The sequence below is a fragment of the Enterobacter sp. Cy-643 genome, from assembly GCF_011752815.1.
Lineage (GTDB): Bacteria > Pseudomonadota > Gammaproteobacteria > Enterobacterales > Enterobacteriaceae > Cedecea.
In genome coordinates this window covers 57,922-77,518 of the sequence record NZ_VWWV01000006.1, presented here as the reverse complement: position 1 = coordinate 77,518, position 19,597 = coordinate 57,922, and the positions used below count along the sequence as shown (strand labels likewise).

Here is a 19,597-nt window from a genome sequence, read left to right as displayed (position 1 = left end):
TCTCAATTCCCATGCATCTTTCGGGATGGCGCTCGTCCGTGCTGCTATAACCTTCCGAAGTCCCTTGCTCACCATGCGGTGAGGGCAATGCTTGCTTGCTGCAGGACATCAGTAAAATCAGGCATCGCCTGGTTTTACTGATGTCTGGCGGTCGAAGTGGATTCACACCTAAGACCTTCAGAACGCCTTCGTTGGGGAGTTTTCCCTTTGCCGTGCCGGTTGGCACTCACTCATCCTTGCAGACGGGGATTTGTGCTTATGAAATCACTGAAAATTGCCGCCAGCCACAACGTGGCTGCATTACTCTCAACGCATCGTGAAGTGGTCACGCTCGACGAGACTGACTTCACCGATGTGGCGGCAGTTGTCATCTCCGTTGCGGACAGCCGCAGCGGCATTCTGGCCTTGCTTAAACGCACGGGTTTTAATTTACCGGTGTTTATTTTTAGCGAAACCGCCGTTGACGGTTTGCCTGCGGTAACCGGCGTGATTACCGGGAAAGCGCAGGATTATCTGGAGCTGGAAACCGCGGCTAGCGGCTACGAAGAAGATCTGTTGCCACCGTTCTTCAACACGCTGACCAAATACGTGGCGATGGACAACAGCACTTTTGCCTGTCCAGGTCACCAGCACGGTAAGTTCTTCAAGAAACACCCGGCGGGGCGGCAGTTTTATGATTTCTTTGGCGAGAACGTGTTTCGAGCTGATATGTGCAACGCGGACGTTAAGCTTGGGGATTTGCTGATCCACGAAGGCTCAGCCAAGCATGCCCAGAAATTTGCCGCGAAAGTATTCCACGCCGACAAAACCTATTTTGTGCTTAACGGCACCTCTGCGGCGAACAAAGTAGTAACCAATGCGCTGCTGACGCGTGGCGATCTGGTGCTGTTTGACCGTAACAACCATAAGTCAAACCACCACGGCGCACTCATCCAGGCCGGTGCGACTCCGGTTTATCTGGAAGCTTCCCGCAATCCCTTTGGCTTTATCGGCGGTATTGACGCGCACTGTTTTGATGAAAAATACCTGCGGGAGCTGATTGCGGAAGTGGCTCCTGAACGTGCGCAGGAGGCCAGACCGTTCCGCCTGGCCGTTATCCAGCTTGGCACCTATGACGGCACGATTTACAACGCCCGGCAGGTGGTGGATAACATCGGCCATCTGTGCGATTACATCCTCTTTGATTCGGCCTGGGTTGGCTACGAGCAGTTTATTCCGATGATGGCGGACTGTTCGCCGCTGTTACTGGAGCTGAATGCAAACGATCCAGGGATCTTTGTCACTCAGTCGGTTCACAAGCAGCAGGCCGGATTCTCCCAGACCTCGCAGATCCATAAGAAAGATAACCATCTTCGTGGCCAGGCTCGTTTCTGCCCGCACAAGCGCTTGAACAATGCTTTCATGCTGCATGCTTCAACCAGCCCGTTTTATCCGCTGTTTGCTGCGCTGGATGTGAATGCCAAGATCCACGAGGGCGAAAGCGGCCGTCGCCTGTGGGCGGAATGCGTGGCGCTGGGCATTGAAGCGCGCAAGGCGATTATCGCCAACTGTAAGATGATCAAACCGTTTATTCCGCCGGAAGTGGCCGGGCGCCCGTGGCAGGATCACCCCACGGAGAAGATCGCTCAGGAGCGCCGCTTCTTCAGCTTTGAACCCGGTGAGCGCTGGCATGGCTTTGAAGGCTATGCGAAAGACGAATACTTTGTTGATCCCTGCAAGCTGCTGCTAACCACGCCGGGTATTGATCCAGAAACCGGCAGCTACACCGAGTTCGGCGTGCCTGCGGCAATACTCGCTAACTATCTGCGCGAAAACGGAATTGTGCCGGAAAAATCGGATCTTAACTCGATCCTGTTCCTGCTTACCCCGGCGGAAAGCCACGAGAAACTGGCTCAGCTGGTGGCCATGCTGGCGCAGTTTGAACAGCATATCGAGGACGATACGCCGCTGGCGGACGTGCTGCCCACGATTTATCAGAAATACCCGGTGCGCTACAAGGGCTACACGCTGCGCCAGCTCTGCCAGGAGATGCACGATCTGTACGTGAGCTTCGAGGTCAAAGAGCTGCAGAAGGCGATGTTCCGCAAGAAGAGCCTGCCTGCCGTGGCGATCAATCCGCAGGACGCCAACATCGAGTTTATTCGCGGCAATGTGGAACTGGTGCGCCTGAGCGAATCCGAAGGACGTATCGCGGCGGAAGGCGCGTTGCCTTATCCGCCGGGCGTACTTTGCGTGGTGCCGGGTGAAGTTTGGGGCGGGGCGGCGCTGCGTTACTTCCTGGCGCTGGAAGAGGGCGTGAATATGCTCCCGGGCTTCTCTCCTGAACTGCAGGGCGTGTACAGCGAGACGGATTCGGACGGCATTAAGCGGCTGTATGGTTATATGCTGAAGTAAGAGGGAACCGCCCCTCACCCCAGCCCTCTCCCCAAGGGGGCGAGGGAGCAAAGCAGGGTGAATAAATGTAGTCCCGGAAAGTTACTCTCTCCCCGCGGGAGCAGAAAAGGGTGAAGCAAGGCAGTCCCGAAATGTCCCCTCTCCCTTTTAGGGAGAGGGTTAGGGTGAGGGTAAATTACCGCCGGCGATAGCTCTTCTGGGCGTTATTCACTTTGTACAGGTAACGACGAGACTCTGCGGACGGATGGCGCGTGGTCAGCGTCTGATAGACATCACCTGGCGCCATGCTGTTAATCAGGCTAAACGCCTGCATCTTATCGTTAGAGAACACCCGCAGCACGCTGCCCGCGCCGCCGTTATAGGCCGTAATCACCGCATAGCGACGTGACGTTGGGTTATCAATCTGCCCCAGATAGCTGTTCTGTAGAATGGCCAGATAAGCCGTGCCGGTATCGATATTGCTTTCCGGATCGAACAGGAAGCTGCGGCTTGGTTTGCCCCATTTCCCCTGCGCCTTAAATACGTCGACCCCGGCGCTGTGCTGAACAACCTGCATCAGGCCCAGCGCATCCGCGTGGCTAACCGCATACGGGTTGAAGCTGGATTCCGTCTGCATGATGGCCAGAATCAGCGACTCGTCCACGCCGTATTTCTTCGACGCCTTACGCACCATACCGATGTATTTATGGGCACGTTTGTCGAGGTGGTTAGGCACAAGGTTGATGGTCACGCTATAGACGATTTTCAGCCCGGTACTGCGCTTTTGCAGGCGCGTTTGCAGCAAATAGTCGGCAAACTTCGTCGCACGGCCTTCCCAGCGAATAGGCTGGCCGGTGTTATCCACGACCTGGCCGTAAAGGAACGGCTCTTTGGAGATCTGGACGTCGTTGGCATCGGAATAGAGATCTATTGAGCCAGGATCGTCTCCCATCAGCAGGGTGGTAATGATGGCCTGGCGCAGGTGCGCGGCAGGATCGGTGCCCGCGATGGTCTCAACGGTGATGGTACCTTCGTCAAAGTTGATGTGGCTCCGCGTCAGATATTGGTCGGTGTATTTGACGTAATCCTTCGGACCAGCGATCAGGACCTCTTTCATACCCCAGATATTTTCGATGTTGTTGGCAAACTGCCCCATCAAAATATCAAACCCGTTGGTGTCCTTTACGTAGGCTTCGTTAAAAGCGTCATCGCCTTTTTTACTGGAGCAGGAGATCAGCAACGGGGCCACGAGAGCCAGCGCGAGAAGTTTTTTCATCATTCCGTGTATGCGTGTTGTGTTTGCAAAAAGGTGCCGACGATTACTGTTTTTCTGGCGGGGTGAAGCCTTCGATATGGACTTCTTTCCCTTCAAACAGGAAATTGACCATCTCGTTTTCCAGCTCTTTACGGTGTTCCGGGTTCATCATGCTCATCTTTCTTTCATTGATCAGCATGGTCTGCTTGGACTGCCACTGCGCCCAGGCTTCTTTGGAGATTTCGTTGTAGATTCGCTTGCCCAGTTCGCCCGGGTACAGCTGGAAATCCTGGCCTTCAGCTTCGCGCTGTAGATAAGTACAAAAAATCGTTCTGCTCATGATCATTCCTCTTCTTCGGCGCGAACGGGCGCTAAGGCAACCGGTTCGGCACGTAATTGTTTTAGCAGGCGCTCTACGGGAGCTGCCAGCCCGACAGATGGTGGCTGGCCTAAGTTATACCAGAGAGCGGGGCCTTCATCCATGCAGCCGCCCATTGACGACACTGGAAGCCACATCGGTACAATATCCAGATGGAAATGGCTAAAGGTGTGGCGGAAAGCCGTTAACTGCGTGAGATTATCTGCCGGAATACCTTGTTGCTCCAGCCAGTCATGTAATTCTTGTTCTTCAGCGAACTGCGGGAAGCAGAATAAGCCTCCCCATAGCCCGACTGCCGGACGCTGCGCCAGGAAGACCTCATCGCCATGCTGCATCATCAGCATATAGCCGGTGCGCTCCGGCAGCGTCACTTTAGGTTTCTTGCCCGGATAGTTCGCCCAGCTATGGTTGGCATAAGCCACGCAGCCGTTGTTCAGCGGGCAAAGCTCGCATTTGGGCTTTGAGCGAGTGCAGACCATGGCACCGAGATCCATCATCGCCTGATTAAACTGGCTGACGCCCTGCGCCGGAGTCACGCGCTCGCTGATTTCCCAGAGACGATTTTCGACATCTTTTTTACCCGGCCAGCCGGAAACGGCATAGCATCGGGCGAGCACACGTTTAACGTTGCCGTCGAGAATCGGGAAGTGTTTACCTAACGAAAGAGACAGAATCGCGCCTGCGGTAGAGCGCCCGACGCCAGGCAGGTCGGCAACTTCATCATACGTTTGAGGGAAAACGCCACCGTGTTTATCGGCAACCTGCTTAGCGGCTTTATGCAGATTGCGTGCGCGGGCGTAATAGCCTAATCCTGTCCACAGGTGCAGCACTTCGTCCAGCGGGGCGTTGGCCAGGTCGGTTACGGTGGGAAAGCGCGCCATAAAGCGCTCAAAATAAGGGATGACCGTCGCGACCTGGGTTTGTTGCAACATCACCTCAGAGAGCCATACTTTATAAGGCGTTTTCTCCTGCTGCCACGGCAGCGTTTTGCGCCCATACTTGTGGTACCAGTCGAGGACTTGTTGGGCGAATTGAGGAGCTTGCATGGTCAACGCGGGATATCCGGCAAAGGTGTAATAAAGGAGCCGATTCCAGCACAGCAGCGTAAAGCTGTAAACCGGAACTTTCTGCCACTTGCTTCTCACCCTTAACTTTGGATAATGCCCGTTTCCCGAACACTAAGCGAAGCGTTAAGAAAACCATGAAGAATGACGTCATTTCACCGGAATTTAATGAAGAAGGTCGTGTACTGCGCCGCATCCGCAGTTTTGTCCGTCGCCAGGGGCGGCTGACAAAAGGCCAGCAGCATGCGCTGGATAACTACTGGCCGGTGATGGGCGTTGAGTTCCAGGCCGAGCCTGCCGACTTTAGCGAGATTTTTGGCCGCGAAGCGCCGGTCACGCTGGAGATCGGTTTTGGTATGGGCACCTCGCTGGTGACCATGGCGCAAACCAATCCGCAGCATAACTATCTCGGCATTGAAGTGCATTCGCCGGGCGTGGGCGCTTGTCTGAGCACCGCGCATGAGGCAGGCGTGGAGAACCTTCGTGTGATGTGCCACGACGCGGTGGAAGTGCTGGAAAACATGATTCCTGACAATTCTTTGAACATGGTTCAGCTGTTTTTCCCTGATCCATGGCATAAAGCACGTCATAATAAACGCCGTATTGTTCAGGCACCGTTTGCTGACCTGGTAAAACGCAAGCTGAAGCTGGGCGGCGTGTTCCATATGGCTACCGACTGGGAACCTTATGCTGAACATATGCTCGAAGTGATGTCCTCTATCGAAGGGTATAAAAACCAGTCGGAGAGTCACGACTACGTACCGCGTCCGGACTCACGTCCGGTAACCAAATTTGAACAACGTGGCCATCGTCTTGGTCACGGCGTATGGGACTTAATGTTCGAGAGGGTGAAATAATGGCAAAGAATCGTAGCCGTCGTCTGCGTAAGAAAATGCACATCGAAGAGTTCCAGGAACTGGGCTTCTCGATTGCCTGGCGCTTCCCGGAGGGCACTTCCGAAGAGCAAATTGATAAAACCGTGGACGAGCTGATCGCCGAAGTGATTGCGCCGAACAAGCTGGCGTTTGACGGCAGCGGTTATCTGGTCTGGGAAGGTCTGGTGTGCATGGAAGAGATTGGCAAATGCACCGAAGAGCATCAGGCGCTGGTGCGTAAATGGTTAGAAGACCGCAAGCTCGAAGATGTTCGCATCAGCGATCTGTTCGACGTTTGGTGGGACTAAGCTTTAGTAAAAAACAGGCTGGTTAATTAACCGGCCTTTTTTTCAGGAGCTGATTTTTCAGGAGAGAATATGATCCGTAAGGTTCTTTTAGGCGCGCTGCTGGTCACCGCCGCTTCGGCACACGCGGACTATCAGTGCAGCGTCAATCCACGCGATGACGTGGTCATTAACCCGCAGTCCGTGCAGGTTGTGGGTGAGAACGGCAATCTGGTCATCGCGCCTGACGGCAGCGTGAAATACAACGGTGTTCAGAAGACGCTGACTGCCGCGCAGCGCCAGCAGGCGTTGAACTATCAGAAAGCGCTACGCACGGATTTACCGTGGATCGATAACGGCGCCCGCGCCCGCGTGGAGAAAAGCCGCATAGCGCTGGATGGCATTATTGCTAAACAGGTTGGGGAAAGCAGCAGCATGCGTAATCGCCTGACCAAACTGGATGCCCAGCTAAAAGAGCAGATGAACCGGATTATTGAACGCCGCCAGGACGGGCTGACGTTCCACTATAAAGCGGTGGACCAGGTGAGAGCCGACGGCCAGCAGCTGGTGAACCAGGCGATGGGCGGCATTCTGCAGGACAGCATTAATGAAATGGGCGCTCAGGCGGTACTGAAAGGTGGCGGCAACCCACTGCAGAATGTGCTGGGCAATCTGGGCGGCCTGCAAACGGCGGTTCAGAATGAGTGGAATAATCAGGAAGCGGATTTCCAGCAGTTTGGTAAAGACGTGTGTGGCCGTGTGATCGCCCTTGAACAGAGCCGCAAGGCGTTGGTGAGCGAGCTCAAGTAAATCCGGGGCCGGCGACCTTCCGGCCTCTTCCCCCGCGGCAGCTTTTCGGTTTCCGGGAGCGCTGAAACTCCGTCATCACTCCTCTGAGGGCCTGGCGCCCGAGAGGGGCCGTGGTATCAAAAGGCCCGGCTCTTCAGGCGCCTGATGGCCGCAAAGATAGTGCTCGTTCGCCCTCATTGCTCTGCCAGACACTTTCCCCCACCAGCGCTAAAGCTAAATAATGGAATCAGACTTCCGGCGATCCTATTCGTGAAATCGATGAATGGCTGTGAGAAGTAATGTCATCAATACATCGCTATTTTTGGTTTCTGTATCTAATAATTGCGATTATAAAAGTGTGTTTATCTAGTTAGTGGGCTGCTGTCACATTATTCATCTTAGGGGTTGGGATAATGCGGCACATTCACATAACTGGAGAAATAACATGGAGCTTTTTGGAAAAACGGTGCTTCTCACAGTAGTTATGGGGTTCAGCGGGGCGGCCCTCGCTTTGCCTCAGGTAACCATCCTGGCAACCGGTGGCACCATTGCCGGGGGCGGTGACTCGGCAACGAAATCCAATTACGTCGCCGGTAAAGTCGGCGTAGAGAATTTAGTTAACGCGGTTCCGCAGCTAAAAAATCTGGCGGTGGTGAAGGGAGAGCAGGTCGTTAATATCGGCTCGCAGGATATGAATGATCGGGTCTGGTTGACGCTGGCGAAGAAAATTAACGCCGACTGCGATAAGACCGACGGGTTTGTTATTACTCACGGGACGGATACGATGGAGGAAACCGCCTATTTCCTCGACCTAACGGTGAAATGTAATAAGCCGGTGGTGCTGGTTGGCGCTATGCGCCCGTCTACCTCAATGAGCGCCGATGGCCCATTTAACCTCTATAACGCGGTGGTTGCCGCTGTGGATCCGCAGTCGGCCAATCGTGGGGTAATGGTGGTGATGAATGATACCGTACTGGACGGGCGCGACGTCATCAAAACAAATACCACTGATGTGGCGACGTTCAAGTCCGCCAACTTTGGCCCGTTGGGCTATATCCATAATGGCAAAATTGACTATCAGCGTACTCCGGTGCGAAAGCACACCACGTACACACCGTTTGACGTATCGACGCTGAGCGAGCTGCCAAAGGTGGGTATCATTTATAACTACGCCAACGCCTCAGACCTGCCGGCGAAAGCGCTGGTGGATGCGGGCTATGAAGGGATCGTTAGCGCCGGCGTCGGCAACGGTAATCTGTATAAAGCAGTGTTTGATACTCTTGCCACCGCAGCGCATAAGGGAACCGTTGTGGTTCGTGCCTCGCGTGTGCCAACAGGTTACACCACCCGTGACGCGGAAGTGGATGACGGGAAGTATGGCTTTGTCGCCTCTGGTTCGCTGAACCCACAGAAAGCCCGCGTGCTGCTGCAGCTGGCGCTGACTAAAACCAAAGATCCGAAGCAGATTCAGACCATGTTTAACCAGTACTAACCCGTACGACCGCCCTGGCCGAACGGCCAGGGCGTTACAGACAAAACTTACTCGGCAAGGAATAGCTCCAGCAGGGAGTTTAAAAAAAGCTTCCCGTGCTCGGTTATCTGCCAGTACTCATCCGTTTCCGTCATATAGTTTTTCGCCAGCGCCTCATTCAACTGCGGGCGAATTATCGCTTCATCTAAACCGGTATAAAGGGTGAACTCGCTGCGTGGTGCGGCTTCCAGCAGGCGGAAGCGGTTCATAAAGAATTCGAACGGTTTATCTGCCTGCTCAACGTCATGCTGGCGGTCGAGGTACTTTCCTTCCATGTAGCCGCGCGGATGTCGCGTTTTCGCCGTGCGGGTAATGCGTCCGTCCGGGAAGGTGACTTTACCGTGGGCGCCGCAGCCAATGCCCAGATAGTCGCCAAAACGCCAGTAATTCAGGTTGTGCTGGCACTGATAACCCGGCTTAGCATAGGCGGAAGTTTCGTATTGCTGGTAGCCCGCGGCGGTCAGTAACTTATCGCCTTGCTCGAAGATATCCCACAGCGCATCGTCGTCCGGTAACGTCGGCGGGCGTGAGCCAAACAGCGTATTCGGTTCGATAGTCAGCTGATACCAGGACAGGTGCGGGGGATTCAGGGCAATAGCCTGGCGCAGGTCGTCCAGCGCCTCTTCGAGCGACTGATCGGGCAGGCCGTGCATCAGGTCAAGGTTAAAGCTGCGCAACCCGAGACCGCTGGCCAGGTTCGCGGCACGTTTGGCCTCGCCCGCATCATGAATGCGGCCCAGGCGTTTTAATTTAGGTTCACTAAAGCTTTGTACACCGATGGAAATCCGGTTCACGCCCGCTTTCTGGTAGCCAACAAAGCGGTCAGCTTCGACCGTGCCGGGGTTGGCTTCCATGGTAATTTCTGCGTCGTCTGCCAGCTTCAGGCGTGAGCGCACGCCGTCCAGCAGCGTTTGCATGGCTTCACTGGACAGCAGGCTTGGCGTGCCGCCGCCAATGAAAATCGTCTTTACCTCACGCCCCTGAGCAAGCGCCACGTCGCGGTCGAGGTCGCGCAGCAAATGGCTCACGTATTCGTCGTGCGGCACGTCGCCTTTCAGCGCATGGGAGTTGAAGTCACAGTACGGGCACTTCTGTACGCACCAGGGGATATGAATGTAGAGACTCAGAGGTGGCAAATTAGCCATTACGCATTGCTTCCAGTAACAGTTTCAGCGCTTGCCCACGGTGGGAGATCGCGCTCTTTTCATCGCGGGTTAGCTCCGCCGCGGTTTTCCCCTCGGACGGAACAAAGAAAATAGGATCGTAGCCAAAGCCACCTTGCCCGGCTGGCGCGTGGGTAATCACGCCTGGCCAACTGCCGTGGAATACCAGCGGCGTTGGGTCTTCCGCGTGACGCATGAAGACCAGCACGCAGTGGAACTGAGCCTGGCGTTTTTCGTCCGGTACATCTTTCAGCGCTGCCAGAAGCTTTTCGAGGTTCTGCTGGTCGCTGGCATCCTCACCCGCGTAGCGTGCGGAATAGATACCCGGTGCACCACCCAGCGCATCCACCGCCAGACCGGAATCGTCGGCCAGCGCAGGAAGCCCGGTCACTTTCGCCGCATGGCGAGCCTTGAGAACCGCATTTTCAATAAAGGTCAGGCCCGTCTCTTCGACAGATTCAACGTTCAGCTCGGTTTGCGCGACCACATCGAAGCCAAAATCCGCCAGCAGATCGGCGAGTTCACGCACTTTACCGGCGTTACCGGTAGCTAATACGACTTTTTGCATAGTCAGTCCTGTGTTATTCGAGGGGGGCAATCAATGCCGCGACTTCCGTCGGGATCTGCTGCGGGTCGATAATTTTAACTTGTTTATGGCGACCAAGTTCGCCTTTCTCTATCACTACCTGGCCTTTTGCTACCCGGAACTGTTTCGCCAGATATTTTACCAGGTGAGCGTTGGCCTGCCCGTCTACCGGCGGCGCGGTGATGGCGACTTTTAACTCGTCGCCATGTGCACCGACAAGGCTATCGCGGCTGGCCTTTGGCTGAATATACAGCCGCAGAACCAGCCCGTCAGGCTGTTGGGTCACAGCACTCAAATGGCGTACCAAAGGCCAGGGAACAGGTCCATACCGAGGTAGTTCAGTGCATAAAGAATAAGAATGACAACCATGGCGGAGAAATCAATGCCGCCCATGGCAGGCAAGATGCGGCGGATCGGCGCCATCATTGGCTCGGTCATTTGCATCAGCACGTATTCAATAGGGCTGCGGCCCTGGCTTATCCAGCTCATCAGGGAACGAACGATGATCACCCAGAACACCAGGGTACCGGCTGATTTCAGCAGCGACAGAACGCCGATGAGTAAGTTTAACGGATCGAGCGACAGCCCGCCGGACTGGATCAGCAGCAGAATAGGGAATTTCAGCGTGGTGAGAATAAATGCCACCAGCAGGGATGAGGTGTCAATTGGGCCCAGGGATGGCAGTACGCGGCGAAGCGGGCCGACAACGGGCTGGGTAACTTTAACGATGAACTGGGCAAACGGGTTGTAGAAATCACAGCGCGCCCACTGCATCCAGATACGGATAAGCAGCACCATTACGTAAAGCTCAATCAGGGTTTTGACCAGGAAAGTCAACGTAAGCATGGTTTTCCTCAAAAATGATGGTGATTAACGAGCGGAATAATCCCGCGCGCCGAAAATAGCGGTTCCAATGCGCACCATGGTGCTGCCTGCGGCAATCGCGGCTTCCATGTCATCGGTCATGCCGAGAGATAATGTATCGACCGTGGTAAAGCGGTCTTTGAGTGCATTGCAGGCCTCTGCCATTTTGCGGCAAACGGCAAGCTGGCGCTCGTAATCCGGTTCTGGCGCAGGAATGGCCATCAAGCCCCGCAGCGTCAGCCCCGGTAAGGCCGCCACGTCGGCAGCTAACTGCTCCAGCTCACTCAACGCGATGCCGGACTTACTGTTTTCGTCGCTGATATTAATTTGAATCAGTACGTTTAGTGGCGGCAACGTCGACGGGCGTTGTTCGCTGAGTCTGCTGGCAATCTTCAGCCGATCGACGGTATGGCACCAGTCAAAATTTTCCGCCACGAGGCGGCTTTTGTTCGACTGCAGCGGCCCGATAAAGTGCCACTCCAGCCCTGTTACGCCTTGTTCAGCAAAGTGGTGAATCTTATCCACGCCTTCCTGCACATAGTTTTCGCCAAAGGCGCGTTGCCCGGCAGCAATCGCTTCTGCGAGGGCGCTCGCAGGCTTGGTTTTGCTGACCGCAAGCAGAGTCACTTCTTCGGGGTTTCTGCCGCAACGTGCTGCCGCGGCTGAGATTTTCCCATGTACCTGTGCCAGATTGTGCGCTATCTCATTCATGATCGTTGGAAGTGATATGGATATCGAAGAAATTGTGGCCCTTAGTGTAAAGCATAATGTCTCCGATCTACACCTGTGCGCGCGGCAGGCGGCACGCTGGCGAAAGTGTGGCAGGCTGGAAGTGTGTCCGGAGCACGTGCCGGAGGTCGAAGACGTTCTCAACAGATGGTTAAGTGAAGAGCAAAAGTTGCAGCTTCATCGAGCCGGGCAGCTCGATTTTTCGCTCACGCTCACGAACGGTATCAGGCTCCGCGGCAATGCTTTTCGTCATCAGGAGGGGTATTCGCTGGCGCTGAGATTACTGGCGTCTTCTTGCCCGGATCTGCATACGCTTGGTGCACCGTCCCAACTGAAGGCGCTTTTACGGGAAAGTGAAGGGCTGATACTGGTGACAGGTGCTACCGGGAGCGGGAAGTCTACAACCCTTGCCGCGATGATCCAGCACCTTAATCAACATCTTGAGGGCCATGTGCTCACGCTGGAAGACCCTATCGAATTTATTCACGCCTCTGATCGCTGCCTGATTCAGCAGCGCGAACCCGGCCTGCACTGCGAAAGCTATGCTGCGGCGCTAAAAGCCGCTTTAAGGGAAGATCCTGACGTCATTCTTCTGGGCGAACTTAGGGATAGCGAGACAATTGGCCTGGCGTTGACCGCGGCAGAAACAGGGCATTTGGTTCTGGCTACATTGCACACACGCGGTGCTGCTCAGGCGGTAGAACGACTGGTGGATGTGTTCCCTGCTCAGGAGAAAAGCCTGATTCAAACTCAGCTTGCCGGGAGCCTGAAAGCGGTGCTGGCACAAAAGCTTGTGCCGGCAAGTGATGGTGGCCGGGTGGCGCTGTACGAACTCTTGGTCAATACCCCGGCCGTAGCAAATTTGATTCGGGAAGGGAAGACGCATCAACTTCCTGGCGTGCTGCAAACCGGCCAGCAGCACGGCATGCAAAGCTTTAGCCAGAGTGAAGCGCTGCTGCTGCGCGAAGGTAGGATTGCTGGACATCATCATGCAGTCAGCGGGCCATGGGAGGCGATATCTTGAACGCTTTTATTGCTATGATGTGTATTGGTGTGTATATTCATCATTGCTCAGGGAGAGCATGATGACCTCCGCTGAGCTGATAAAGGAATTGAGGGCTGCAGGCTGCGAACCCGTCAGGCGTTCCGGGGGCAGTCACTGGATCTGGTGGTCACCCGCAACCGGAAGAACATTCCCCGTTCCGCATCCTAAAAAGGATTTGCCCGCTGGTACCGTCAAATCCATTCGTAAAATGGCAGGCATTTAGCCTGTCGCTGCCGGAGGTTGATGATGTTTTTTTCCGTTGGTGTGGAATTACCCGCAGCTGAAAATGAAGCGTTTGGCCTGATCGTGCCCGCGTTATGCAATGATGAATTTGGCTGCGTATCGGCAGCAGATAGCCAGGCAGATATCGCCCCGATGGTGCAGGACGCGGTGCTGTCGATTGTGGATTTAATGGTGGAGAGCGGCAAAGACATTACTCTGCTGTGTGACGCCGGGCCTTTTGCTTATGCCGCAGACCCGGAGTACAGCTACTGCCAGCAATGGCTGCTGGTTGATGTGGATTTATCCGCGCTGGAAGGAAAGCAGCAGCGGCTAAACATCATGTTGCCGGACGCGCTGCTGCGGCGGATTGATTCCCGGGTAAAGCAGCCTTCCTCAGGCTACCGGGACCGCAGCCATTTTCTGGCGATTGCCGCAAGGCATGAACTGCTGAACGCGGGGAATGACGCGCCCGGCAGTTAAGTTTTTCACGGGTGATACTCGAACCAGCTTTCAAGAATAATCACCGCCGAGGCGGAGTCTATGCTGCCTTTGTTCAGGGCGCGAAAACCACCGTGTTCGAACAACCCGGCGCGGGCTTCGACCGTGCTCAGGCGCTCGTCCTGCAGAGAGACTTTTACGCCAAAGCGGCCGTGGAGGCGGTTAGCAAACTTGCGCGCTCTCGCCGTCAGGGGTTGTTCGGTCCCATCCATATTCAGCGGCAGGCCAACAACCACTTCTTCCGGCTGCCACTCTTTCAGGATTTTTTCTACCGCGTTCCAGTCCGGGGTGCCGTCCTGCGCCTTAAGCGCTGTTAACGGGCGCGCAGTGCCGGTAATACGCTGGCCGATAGCGACACCGATACTTTTAGTGCCAAAGTCAAAAGCCATTAAAGTTCCGCTGCTCATCAGGCGTGCCCCGCTTCGTTTGGCATGGTGTGGATATCAATGCCAATCAGACGGGCGGCCTCGCGCCAGCGCTCTGAAATGGGCGTATGGAACAAGATCTCGGCTGAGGCGGGCGCCGTCAGCCATGAGTTTTCCATGATCTCCTGCTCAAGCTGCCCCTTTTCCCAGGAAGCATAGCCGAGGGCAACGATCACCTCTTTCGGCTGTTTAGCTGTGCCTAATGTTTCCAGCACATCACGAGAAGTGGTGATCACCGTGTCGTCGGAGATGCGAATGCTTGAGCCGAAGTTATCCGGCGGCGAGTGCAGAATAAAGCCACGATCTTCCGCCAGCGGGCCGCCGATGAAAACGGGTTTATCCAGGCGAATGGTTTCGTCGCGCGGGTCTGGTTCTATTTTTAGCTTTTCGAGAACGCCATCAACCTGCAGGTTTTCCAGCGGTTTATTGATGATAATCCCCATCGCGCCTTCATCGTTGTATTCACAGATATAGACTACGGAGCGCTTAAATAAAGGGTCCTGGAGAGCCGGCATGGCAATAAGAAAGTGATGCTGTAAATTCATTGTCAGAGGTTCTGATCCCGGTTGATAAAAGCGGCAGTGGCTGCGCGAAGTGTGGTCAGCTTACCACTAATGAAGGAAGGCGGGCTACCCGCCGTGAATCGTGCCTTCGAAGGGGAAAGGCGGGTAACAGCTACCCGCCAGATGTGCTTAGTGAGCGAGGCGTTTTTCGATGGCATCGAACAGCATCCCGGTGATCGACACAGGGAATTCAGCTTCGATTTCGCGGATGCAGGTTGGGCTGGTGACGTTAATCTCGGTCAGGCGATCGCCGATAATATCCAGACCAACAAAAATCAGCCCTTTGGCCTTCAGCGTTGGCCCAACTCGACGGGCAATTTCCCAGTCGCTTTCGGTCAACGGACGCGGCTCACCGCGGCCACCGGCGGCCAGGTTGCCGCGAGTCTCACCGCCCTGCGGAATGCGCGCCAGGCAGTAAGGTACCGGTTCGCCGTCTACCACCAGCACGCGTTTATCACCGTCTTTGATAGCCGGCAGGTAGTTTTGCGCCATGCAGTAGCGGGTGCCCAGTTCGGTCAGCGTTTCGGCAATCACGCCGATGTTTGGGTCATCCTGCTTCACGCGGAAAATAGACGCGCCGCCCATGCCGTCCAGCGGTTTCATAATGATGTCGCCGTGCTGCTGCCAGAAGGCTTTCAGCTGCGCTTTGTTGCGGGTGACCAGCGTTTCCGGCGTTAAGTCGGCAAACCAGGCGGTGAACAGCTTTTCGTTACAGTCGCGCAGGCTCTGCGGTTTGTTCACGATCAGCGTGCCTTTCTCTTCTGCGCGCTCAAGAATATAGGTGGCGTAGATAAATTCAGTATCGAACGGCGGGTCTTTGCGCATCAGCACCACGTTCAGGTCGGCCAGGGCGATATCCTGCTCGCTGCCAAACTCATACCACTTATCGTAGTTCTGCTCGACGCTGAGCAGGCGCGTACGGGCGCGTGCTTCACCATTGTTCAGATACAGGTCGGCCATTTCCATGTAGTGCAGTTCGTAACCACGACGCTGCGCTTCCAGCAGCATGGCAAAGCTGGAGTCTTTTTTAATGTTGATGTGTGCGATGGGGTCCATCACGATGCCGAGCTTGATCATTGTTGTTCTCCTTTAGCCCAGGTCGCCAAAGCGCACCTGCAGTGCGGTGATGGCGGTGAGCGCGGTGGTCTCAGTACGCAGAACGCGCGGTCCCAACAGAATATCAGTAAATTGGTGCTCTGCGGTCATGGCAATCTCATCCGCAGACAGGCCGCCTTCCGGGCCAATCAGCAGCCGGACGCGTTGAACCGGCTGCGGCAGCGTGTTGATGCTGGCGCTGGCTCGCGGATGCAGATTGAGCTTCAGGGCGTCATCCTGCTCGGCGCACCAGGCGGCCAGGTCCATCGCCGGGCGAATGTCTGGCACCCGGTTGCGGCCGCATTGCTCGCAGGCGGCAATCGCAATTTTTTGCCACTGCTGGCGTTTCTTGTTCAGCCTTTCCGCATCCAGTTTTACCCCGCAGCGCTCGGAAAACAATGGTGTAATCTCGTTCACACCCAGCTCCACGGCTTTTTGAATGGTGAATTCCATCTTTTCGCCGCGGGACATGACCTGGCCGAGATGCAGCCAGAGCGGTGATTCACGGTCGTCCACGTTGCCCGCCAGGATTTTAACACGCACGCTTTTTTTATCCGCCTGCACGATTTCCGCGTCGAACACCTGATTGCTGCCGTCGAACAGCTGAATGGCCTGGCCCGCGCCCATGCGCAGCACGCGTCCAACGTGGTTAGCCGCATCTTCGCTCAGGGCAACGTCCTGGCCGACGGAAAGATTTTCAGGATGGTGAATGCGGGGTATACGCATGAAGTGAGTTCCGGTTAGTTGCGCTGCAGGAATGGGCTCTTATCCTGACTCTATCCCAAAAAGGGAGAGGGGATTTTCGCCCCCTTGTTCTGTAGGTCGAGGGCGATATTCGTCACAGCAAATAAAGAATTGCCGCTAGTGTAGGTTAGCTGTTTCGCGCCTGGCAAGCCCGCAGCACATATGGATTATGATTGCCCTGGACTTTCGCAATGCGCTCATCCCGTTCGCACTCCCAGGTGTTGACCGGGTAGCGCTTATCCCATGCCTGGAATAGCTGAGTCTGCTGGCGAGAAAGCGAAAGCTGGTATTGGTCGCGCATGTAGAAATAGGTACGAGCAATCGCGCCTCTTGCGCGTTCCGGAGGCTCGGCCACTTTATCCTTAAAATCAATTTTCATTGCGCACTGGCCGTATTGGCCTTCGCCGCCGTTCCACTGGCTGTACATGAAGTTATTTCTGTCGGCGTTAACCTCGCCCACGGCAGGCTGCAGGTTGTGCATATCGCTTTCTATTTTGCGGTAGACCGGATCTTTAGCGCAGTTTTTACGCCCACCATCCTGCCAGCATTGCAGCAGGTGGCCAAACTGCCAGGCTGGCATGACGTGTTCCCATTCAATGCGAGTGGCTCGGTTTTCATTCTTCCGCACTTTATAGCCGCAGGACGCCAGATCCGGGATCCCCTTTTTACCCTGCCAACTAATTTTACAGCCGCAGTAGAAGTCGCCCGGAGCATCGGCGTTGACCTTGACGCCTGCGGTTTTGGCCTGTGCGAAGCTATTGATGCCGTTGCTGAAGGCGGGAAGCGAACTGAAGGCTGCAACGAATGCAACAGCCCAAGAAATTTTGCGAGACATTTCAAGAATCCTTACTAAAACGTGCCCGCACCCTACCTGATCGGATATCCAGTTTCAATCAGCGGTGGTGTAAAAATTCCAGAAATAAACGATTAATTACATGGGGTTGTAACGTCGGGTTTTAAAAGCTGGCCGCAATGCGTGCAGCGATATTCGGCTTCACCGCGCAGGACCCGATTGTGTCGGCGCACGGTGAGCTGATGCTGCTGGCAAGGGCAGCGATAGGGGAAGGTATTTTTGCGCACCGAATCGACTTCAAATTTATGCGTGCGGCGGGCCGGGACGCCGAGCACGGTTTCCATCATCCATTTCCATTCTCTGCCGTGAGGGGCGACGCGGCCAAAGTGCTTCCAGACCAGCAAATGAGCCAGTTCATGGGGGACGACTTCATCGACAAAAGCCTGCTGATTTTCCATCAATAAGACGGGATTAAGGCGAATTTCGTTACTTTCCAGCCAGGCGGTGCCGGCGGCGGTGCCACGCTGCTGATAGACGACTTTCGGCTCGGGATAGCTGCGGCCTAAGTGCGCGTTAGCCTGCTGGAGTTTTTCGCGCAGGCAGCGCATTACGGCTTGCTGGAGAGCGATGGGGAGTCGGGGGGCTTTCATAACGGCAGAGAATAATCGGGGAGAAGGCACGGTGCAAGCCCCCTCCCGTAGCGGGAAGGGGCATTCGGGCTTAATTATGTGCGCCGATTTCGCGTAATTTACGGCCTTTCATCAGGTTACGTTCGATGTGTTCCAGAGAGACATGTTTCGTTTCAGGAATAAGCCACAGCGTCAGGACGATAAAGAACAGGTTCAGCGCCGCATAAACCCAGAAGGTGTTGGCGTTGCCCAGCGTGTTCAGCATGGTCAGGAAGGTGGCGCCGACAATCATATTGGCAATCCAGTTGGTGGCGGTGGAGCAGGTGATACCAAAATCGCGTCCTTTGAGCGGCTGGATTTCGGAACACAGCACCCAAATCAGCGGGCCTGCACTCATGGCGAAGCCAACGATAAACATCAGCAGCATGGCAACCGCGAAGTACTGCGCACCCTGGGAATGAATGCCGATGTGTAGCATGGTGCCCAGCACGCCCATCCCAACGGCCATGACCAGGAAGCCGAGAACCAGCGTAGGCTTACGCCCCCAGCGGTCGACCAGGCCGATAGCGATGAAGGTGGCCAGAACATTAATCAGGCCGACGATCACGGTGCCCCACATTTGCTGCGTGGTGTTGGCGAATCCGGCAATTTCGAAGATTTTTGGCGCGTAGTACATGATGACGTTCATGCCGGTAAACTGTTGCATCACCTGCAGCAGCACGCCAAGAAAGACCGCGCGACGGAAGTTGGCGTTATCCTTAAACAGCGCCCAGCCGCTCTGCTTGACCTTCAGGCTTTCGCGGATTTCTTCCAGTTCTTTTTTCGCTTCAGCGCTGGTATCGCGCAGGCGGAGCAGCACGCGTTCAGCATCATGGAAGCGGCGTTTGGCGGCAAACCAGCGCGGGCTGTCCGGCAGGAAAAAGACGCCAACCAGCAGCAGAAGGGCCGGCAGGGTGATGATTCCCAGCATCCAGCGCCAGGATTCGGTGTAGCTGAAAGCGGTATCGGAGAGATAAGCGCCCAGAATACCGATGGTGATCATCAGCTGGTACATGGAGATCATGCTGCCGCGAATTTTCTCCGGTGCAATTTCTGACAGGTAAAGCGGCGCGGTGTAGGACGCGACGCCGACGGCCAGGCCCAACAGGACGCGAGATATGATTAACACTTCAACGTTAGGCGCAAAGGCTGAGAACAGGGAGCCGAGCACAAACAGCACGGCACCAATCATCAGGCTGTATTTTCGCCCCAGTTTGAAAGAGAGCCAGCCGCTGCCAATGGCCCCAACGGCAGCCCCGAACATCATCGAGCTAACGACCCATTCCTGGGTGTGGGAGGTGATGGAAAAGTCTTTAGCGATAAACGGTAGCGCACCGGCAATCACGCCAATGTCCAGGCCAAACAGCAGGCCGGCGAGCGCGGCAAGGAAGCAGACAAAAAAGGTCATGCTTTTGTTTGAGCGCCTGTTTGAGCGCCCGATATTTTTATTGTCAGGCATATCGCCCTCCAGGTGGATTATTCGAATTTGACGTTTTTAAGGATAGGGCAGTAAACGGCGGAAGTGTGTGATTACAATCACAGCAATGTAATCGTTTACACTGAGGTAATGGATCAAAAAGAGACTGCAAACAGATAAAACATGGCGTTAATAGCGATTAAAACCAATTTAATGGTTTAAAATTGGTGCAATA

At 55.2% G+C, this 19,597-nt stretch carries 23 protein-coding genes; 8 read left to right on the top strand and 15 right to left on the bottom strand.

All coding sequences use genetic code 11. The annotated features are described in order from the left end of the window. Positions 1–258 precede the first annotated feature (258 nt). Entirely contained in the window at positions 259–2,394 is a 2,136-nt protein-coding gene (locus F3J29_RS19145) for an ornithine decarboxylase (protein WP_166868484.1), read from the top strand. A 175-nt stretch (positions 2,395–2,569) separates the two neighbouring features. Here F3J29_RS19145 and mltC read toward each other — a convergent pair whose 3' ends face one another. From mltC to mutY, 3 genes are read right to left on the bottom strand one after another with little or no spacing between them, the layout of a single operon-like run. Next, positions 2,570–3,649: a membrane-bound lytic murein transglycosylase MltC gene (mltC, locus tag F3J29_RS19140; protein ID WP_008461527.1), complete on the bottom strand. Its 1,080-nt coding sequence runs from the start codon at positions 3,647–3,649 to the stop codon at positions 2,570–2,572. 43 nt (positions 3,650–3,692) lie between these two features. After that, complete coding sequence (locus tag F3J29_RS19135) at positions 3,693–3,968, bottom strand: oxidative damage protection protein (RefSeq protein WP_039297939.1); 276 nt, start codon at positions 3,966–3,968, stop codon at positions 3,693–3,695. A 2-nt stretch (positions 3,969–3,970) separates the two neighbouring features. Further along, positions 3,971–5,053 (bottom strand): A/G-specific adenine glycosylase, encoded by a 1,083-nt coding sequence (gene mutY, locus F3J29_RS19130; protein ID WP_205246853.1) that lies wholly within the window; start codon positions 5,051–5,053, stop codon positions 3,971–3,973. Positions 5,054–5,208: 155 nt separating this feature from the next. Here mutY and trmB point away from each other — a divergent pair, with 155 nt between their 5' ends. The 4 genes from trmB to ansB all read left to right on the top strand — a co-directional run bounded on the left by trmB (position 5,209) and on the right by ansB (position 8,511). Continuing rightward, positions 5,209–5,928 carry a tRNA (guanosine(46)-N7)-methyltransferase TrmB gene (trmB, locus tag F3J29_RS19125; protein WP_166868480.1) on the top strand — a complete coding sequence of 240 codons (720 nt, stop codon included), beginning with the start codon at positions 5,209–5,211 and terminating at the stop codon, positions 5,926–5,928. Continuing rightward, on the top strand, positions 5,928–6,254 hold the full coding sequence (locus F3J29_RS19120) for a YggL family protein (RefSeq protein WP_008461534.1): 327 nt from the start codon (positions 5,928–5,930) through the stop codon (positions 6,252–6,254). Before trmB ends, F3J29_RS19120 begins: the two co-directional genes overlap by 1 nt. Before the next feature lie 69 nt (positions 6,255–6,323). Next, positions 6,324–7,040, top strand: coding sequence for a YggN family protein (locus F3J29_RS19115; RefSeq protein WP_166868479.1), 717 nt, complete (start codon positions 6,324–6,326; stop codon positions 7,038–7,040). Between the two features lie 424 nt (positions 7,041–7,464). Continuing rightward, on the top strand, positions 7,465–8,511 hold the full coding sequence (ansB, locus tag F3J29_RS19110; RefSeq protein WP_166868477.1) for an L-asparaginase 2: 1,047 nt from the start codon (positions 7,465–7,467) through the stop codon (positions 8,509–8,511). A 47-nt stretch (positions 8,512–8,558) separates the two neighbouring features. Here ansB and hemW read toward each other — a convergent pair whose 3' ends face one another. The 5 genes from hemW to F3J29_RS19085 are packed head-to-tail and all read right to left on the bottom strand — an operon-like array spanning position 8,559 to position 11,874. Then, entirely contained in the window at positions 8,559–9,695 is a 1,137-nt protein-coding gene (gene hemW, locus F3J29_RS19105) for a radical SAM family heme chaperone HemW (protein ID WP_166868475.1), read from the bottom strand. After that, positions 9,688–10,281, bottom strand: coding sequence for an XTP/dITP diphosphatase (locus F3J29_RS19100; protein ID WP_166868473.1), 594 nt, complete (start codon positions 10,279–10,281; stop codon positions 9,688–9,690). The genes hemW and F3J29_RS19100 overlap by 8 nt, the downstream gene beginning before the upstream one ends. Before the next feature lie 13 nt (positions 10,282–10,294). Then, a complete protein-coding gene (yggU, locus tag F3J29_RS19095; RefSeq protein ID WP_166868471.1) occupies positions 10,295–10,594 on the bottom strand; it encodes a DUF167 family protein YggU in 300 nt (99 codons plus the stop codon). Continuing rightward, positions 10,591–11,145: a YggT family protein gene (locus F3J29_RS19090; protein WP_008461544.1), complete on the bottom strand. Its 555-nt coding sequence runs from the start codon at positions 11,143–11,145 to the stop codon at positions 10,591–10,593. Before F3J29_RS19090 ends, yggU begins: the two co-directional genes overlap by 4 nt. 24 nt (positions 11,146–11,169) lie before the next feature. Next, the gene (locus F3J29_RS19085) at positions 11,170–11,874 is read right to left on the bottom strand and encodes a YggS family pyridoxal phosphate-dependent enzyme (RefSeq protein ID WP_166868469.1); all 705 of its coding nucleotides are present in this window, start codon (positions 11,872–11,874) and stop codon (positions 11,170–11,172) included. 16 nt (positions 11,875–11,890) lie between these two features. Here F3J29_RS19085 and F3J29_RS19080 point away from each other — a divergent pair, with 16 nt between their 5' ends. From F3J29_RS19080 to F3J29_RS19070, 3 genes are all read left to right on the top strand, one after another. After that, positions 11,891–12,916 (top strand): type IV pilus twitching motility protein PilT, encoded by a 1,026-nt coding sequence (locus tag F3J29_RS19080; RefSeq protein ID WP_166868467.1) that lies wholly within the window; start codon positions 11,891–11,893, stop codon positions 12,914–12,916. A gap of 61 nt (positions 12,917–12,977) precedes the next feature. Beyond that, positions 12,978–13,160 (top strand): type II toxin-antitoxin system HicA family toxin, encoded by a 183-nt coding sequence (locus F3J29_RS19075; protein ID WP_166868646.1) that lies wholly within the window; start codon positions 12,978–12,980, stop codon positions 13,158–13,160. A gap of 23 nt (positions 13,161–13,183) precedes the next feature. Then, the gene (locus F3J29_RS19070) at positions 13,184–13,639 is read left to right on the top strand and encodes a type II toxin-antitoxin system HicB family antitoxin (RefSeq protein WP_166868644.1); all 456 of its coding nucleotides are present in this window, start codon (positions 13,184–13,186) and stop codon (positions 13,637–13,639) included. Positions 13,640–13,644: 5 nt separating this feature from the next. Here the strand turns inward: F3J29_RS19070 and ruvX are convergent, their stop codons facing one another. From ruvX to F3J29_RS19035, 7 genes are all read right to left on the bottom strand, one after another. Continuing rightward, positions 13,645–14,064, bottom strand: coding sequence for a Holliday junction resolvase RuvX (gene ruvX / locus F3J29_RS19065; protein WP_008461550.1), 420 nt, complete (start codon positions 14,062–14,064; stop codon positions 13,645–13,647). Further along, on the bottom strand, positions 14,064–14,627 hold the full coding sequence (locus F3J29_RS19060; protein ID WP_166868465.1) for a YqgE/AlgH family protein: 564 nt from the start codon (positions 14,625–14,627) through the stop codon (positions 14,064–14,066). The genes ruvX and F3J29_RS19060 overlap by 1 nt, the downstream gene beginning before the upstream one ends. Before the next feature lie 147 nt (positions 14,628–14,774). Beyond that, positions 14,775–15,722, bottom strand: coding sequence for a glutathione synthase (gene gshB, locus F3J29_RS19055; RefSeq protein ID WP_045783932.1), 948 nt, complete (start codon positions 15,720–15,722; stop codon positions 14,775–14,777). A gap of 12 nt (positions 15,723–15,734) precedes the next feature. Next, complete coding sequence (gene rsmE, locus F3J29_RS19050; RefSeq protein ID WP_166868463.1) at positions 15,735–16,466, bottom strand: 16S rRNA (uracil(1498)-N(3))-methyltransferase; 732 nt, start codon at positions 16,464–16,466, stop codon at positions 15,735–15,737. A gap of 145 nt (positions 16,467–16,611) precedes the next feature. Then, positions 16,612–17,319 (bottom strand): deoxyribonuclease I, encoded by a 708-nt coding sequence (endA, locus tag F3J29_RS19045; RefSeq protein WP_166868462.1) that lies wholly within the window; start codon positions 17,317–17,319, stop codon positions 16,612–16,614. 92 nt (positions 17,320–17,411) lie between these two features. Then, positions 17,412–17,927 (bottom strand): SprT family zinc-dependent metalloprotease, encoded by a 516-nt coding sequence (locus tag F3J29_RS19040; protein WP_166868460.1) that lies wholly within the window; start codon positions 17,925–17,927, stop codon positions 17,412–17,414. 70 nt (positions 17,928–17,997) lie between these two features. After that, complete coding sequence (locus F3J29_RS19035) at positions 17,998–19,404, bottom strand: sugar porter family MFS transporter (protein ID WP_166868458.1); 1,407 nt, start codon at positions 19,402–19,404, stop codon at positions 17,998–18,000. Positions 19,405–19,597: the final 193 nt, after the last annotated feature.

Bases quoted from the DNA above. Each gene is read 5' to 3' on its own strand.
- F3J29_RS19145 (WP_166868484.1), top strand. From the start codon at position 259: ATGAAATCACTGAAAATTGCCGCCAGCCACAACGTGGCTGCATTACTC.
- mltC (WP_008461527.1), bottom strand. From the start codon at position 3,649: ATGAAAAAACTTCTCGCGCTGGCTCTCGTGGCCCCGTTGCTGATCTCC.
- F3J29_RS19135 (WP_039297939.1), bottom strand. From the start codon at position 3,968: ATGAGCAGAACGATTTTTTGTACTTATCTACAGCGCGAAGCTGAAGGC.
- mutY (WP_205246853.1), bottom strand. From the start codon at position 5,053: ATGCAAGCTCCTCAATTCGCCCAACAAGTCCTCGACTGGTACCACAAG.
- trmB (WP_166868480.1), top strand. From the start codon at position 5,209: ATGAAGAATGACGTCATTTCACCGGAATTTAATGAAGAAGGTCGTGTA.
- F3J29_RS19120 (WP_008461534.1), top strand. From the start codon at position 5,928: ATGGCAAAGAATCGTAGCCGTCGTCTGCGTAAGAAAATGCACATCGAA.
- F3J29_RS19115 (WP_166868479.1), top strand. From the start codon at position 6,324: ATGATCCGTAAGGTTCTTTTAGGCGCGCTGCTGGTCACCGCCGCTTCG.
- ansB (WP_166868477.1), top strand. From the start codon at position 7,465: ATGGAGCTTTTTGGAAAAACGGTGCTTCTCACAGTAGTTATGGGGTTC.
- hemW (WP_166868475.1), bottom strand. From the start codon at position 9,695: ATGGCTAATTTGCCACCTCTGAGTCTCTACATTCATATCCCCTGGTGC.
- F3J29_RS19100 (WP_166868473.1), bottom strand. From the start codon at position 10,281: ATGCAAAAAGTCGTATTAGCTACCGGTAACGCCGGTAAAGTGCGTGAA.
- F3J29_RS19090 (WP_008461544.1), bottom strand. From the start codon at position 11,145: ATGCTTACGTTGACTTTCCTGGTCAAAACCCTGATTGAGCTTTACGTA.
- F3J29_RS19085 (WP_166868469.1), bottom strand. From the start codon at position 11,874: ATGAATGAGATAGCGCACAATCTGGCACAGGTACATGGGAAAATCTCA.
- F3J29_RS19080 (WP_166868467.1), top strand. From the start codon at position 11,891: ATGGATATCGAAGAAATTGTGGCCCTTAGTGTAAAGCATAATGTCTCC.
- F3J29_RS19075 (WP_166868646.1), top strand. From the start codon at position 12,978: ATGACCTCCGCTGAGCTGATAAAGGAATTGAGGGCTGCAGGCTGCGAA.
- F3J29_RS19070 (WP_166868644.1), top strand. From the start codon at position 13,184: ATGTTTTTTTCCGTTGGTGTGGAATTACCCGCAGCTGAAAATGAAGCG.
- ruvX (WP_008461550.1), bottom strand. From the start codon at position 14,064: ATGAGCAGCGGAACTTTAATGGCTTTTGACTTTGGCACTAAAAGTATC.
- F3J29_RS19060 (WP_166868465.1), bottom strand. From the start codon at position 14,627: ATGAATTTACAGCATCACTTTCTTATTGCCATGCCGGCTCTCCAGGAC.
- gshB (WP_045783932.1), bottom strand. From the start codon at position 15,722: ATGATCAAGCTCGGCATCGTGATGGACCCCATCGCACACATCAACATT.
- rsmE (WP_166868463.1), bottom strand. From the start codon at position 16,466: ATGCGTATACCCCGCATTCACCATCCTGAAAATCTTTCCGTCGGCCAG.
- endA (WP_166868462.1), bottom strand. From the start codon at position 17,319: ATGTCTCGCAAAATTTCTTGGGCTGTTGCATTCGTTGCAGCCTTCAGT.
- F3J29_RS19040 (WP_166868460.1), bottom strand. From the start codon at position 17,927: ATGAAAGCCCCCCGACTCCCCATCGCTCTCCAGCAAGCCGTAATGCGC.
- F3J29_RS19035 (WP_166868458.1), bottom strand. From the start codon at position 19,404: ATGCCTGACAATAAAAATATCGGGCGCTCAAACAGGCGCTCAAACAAA.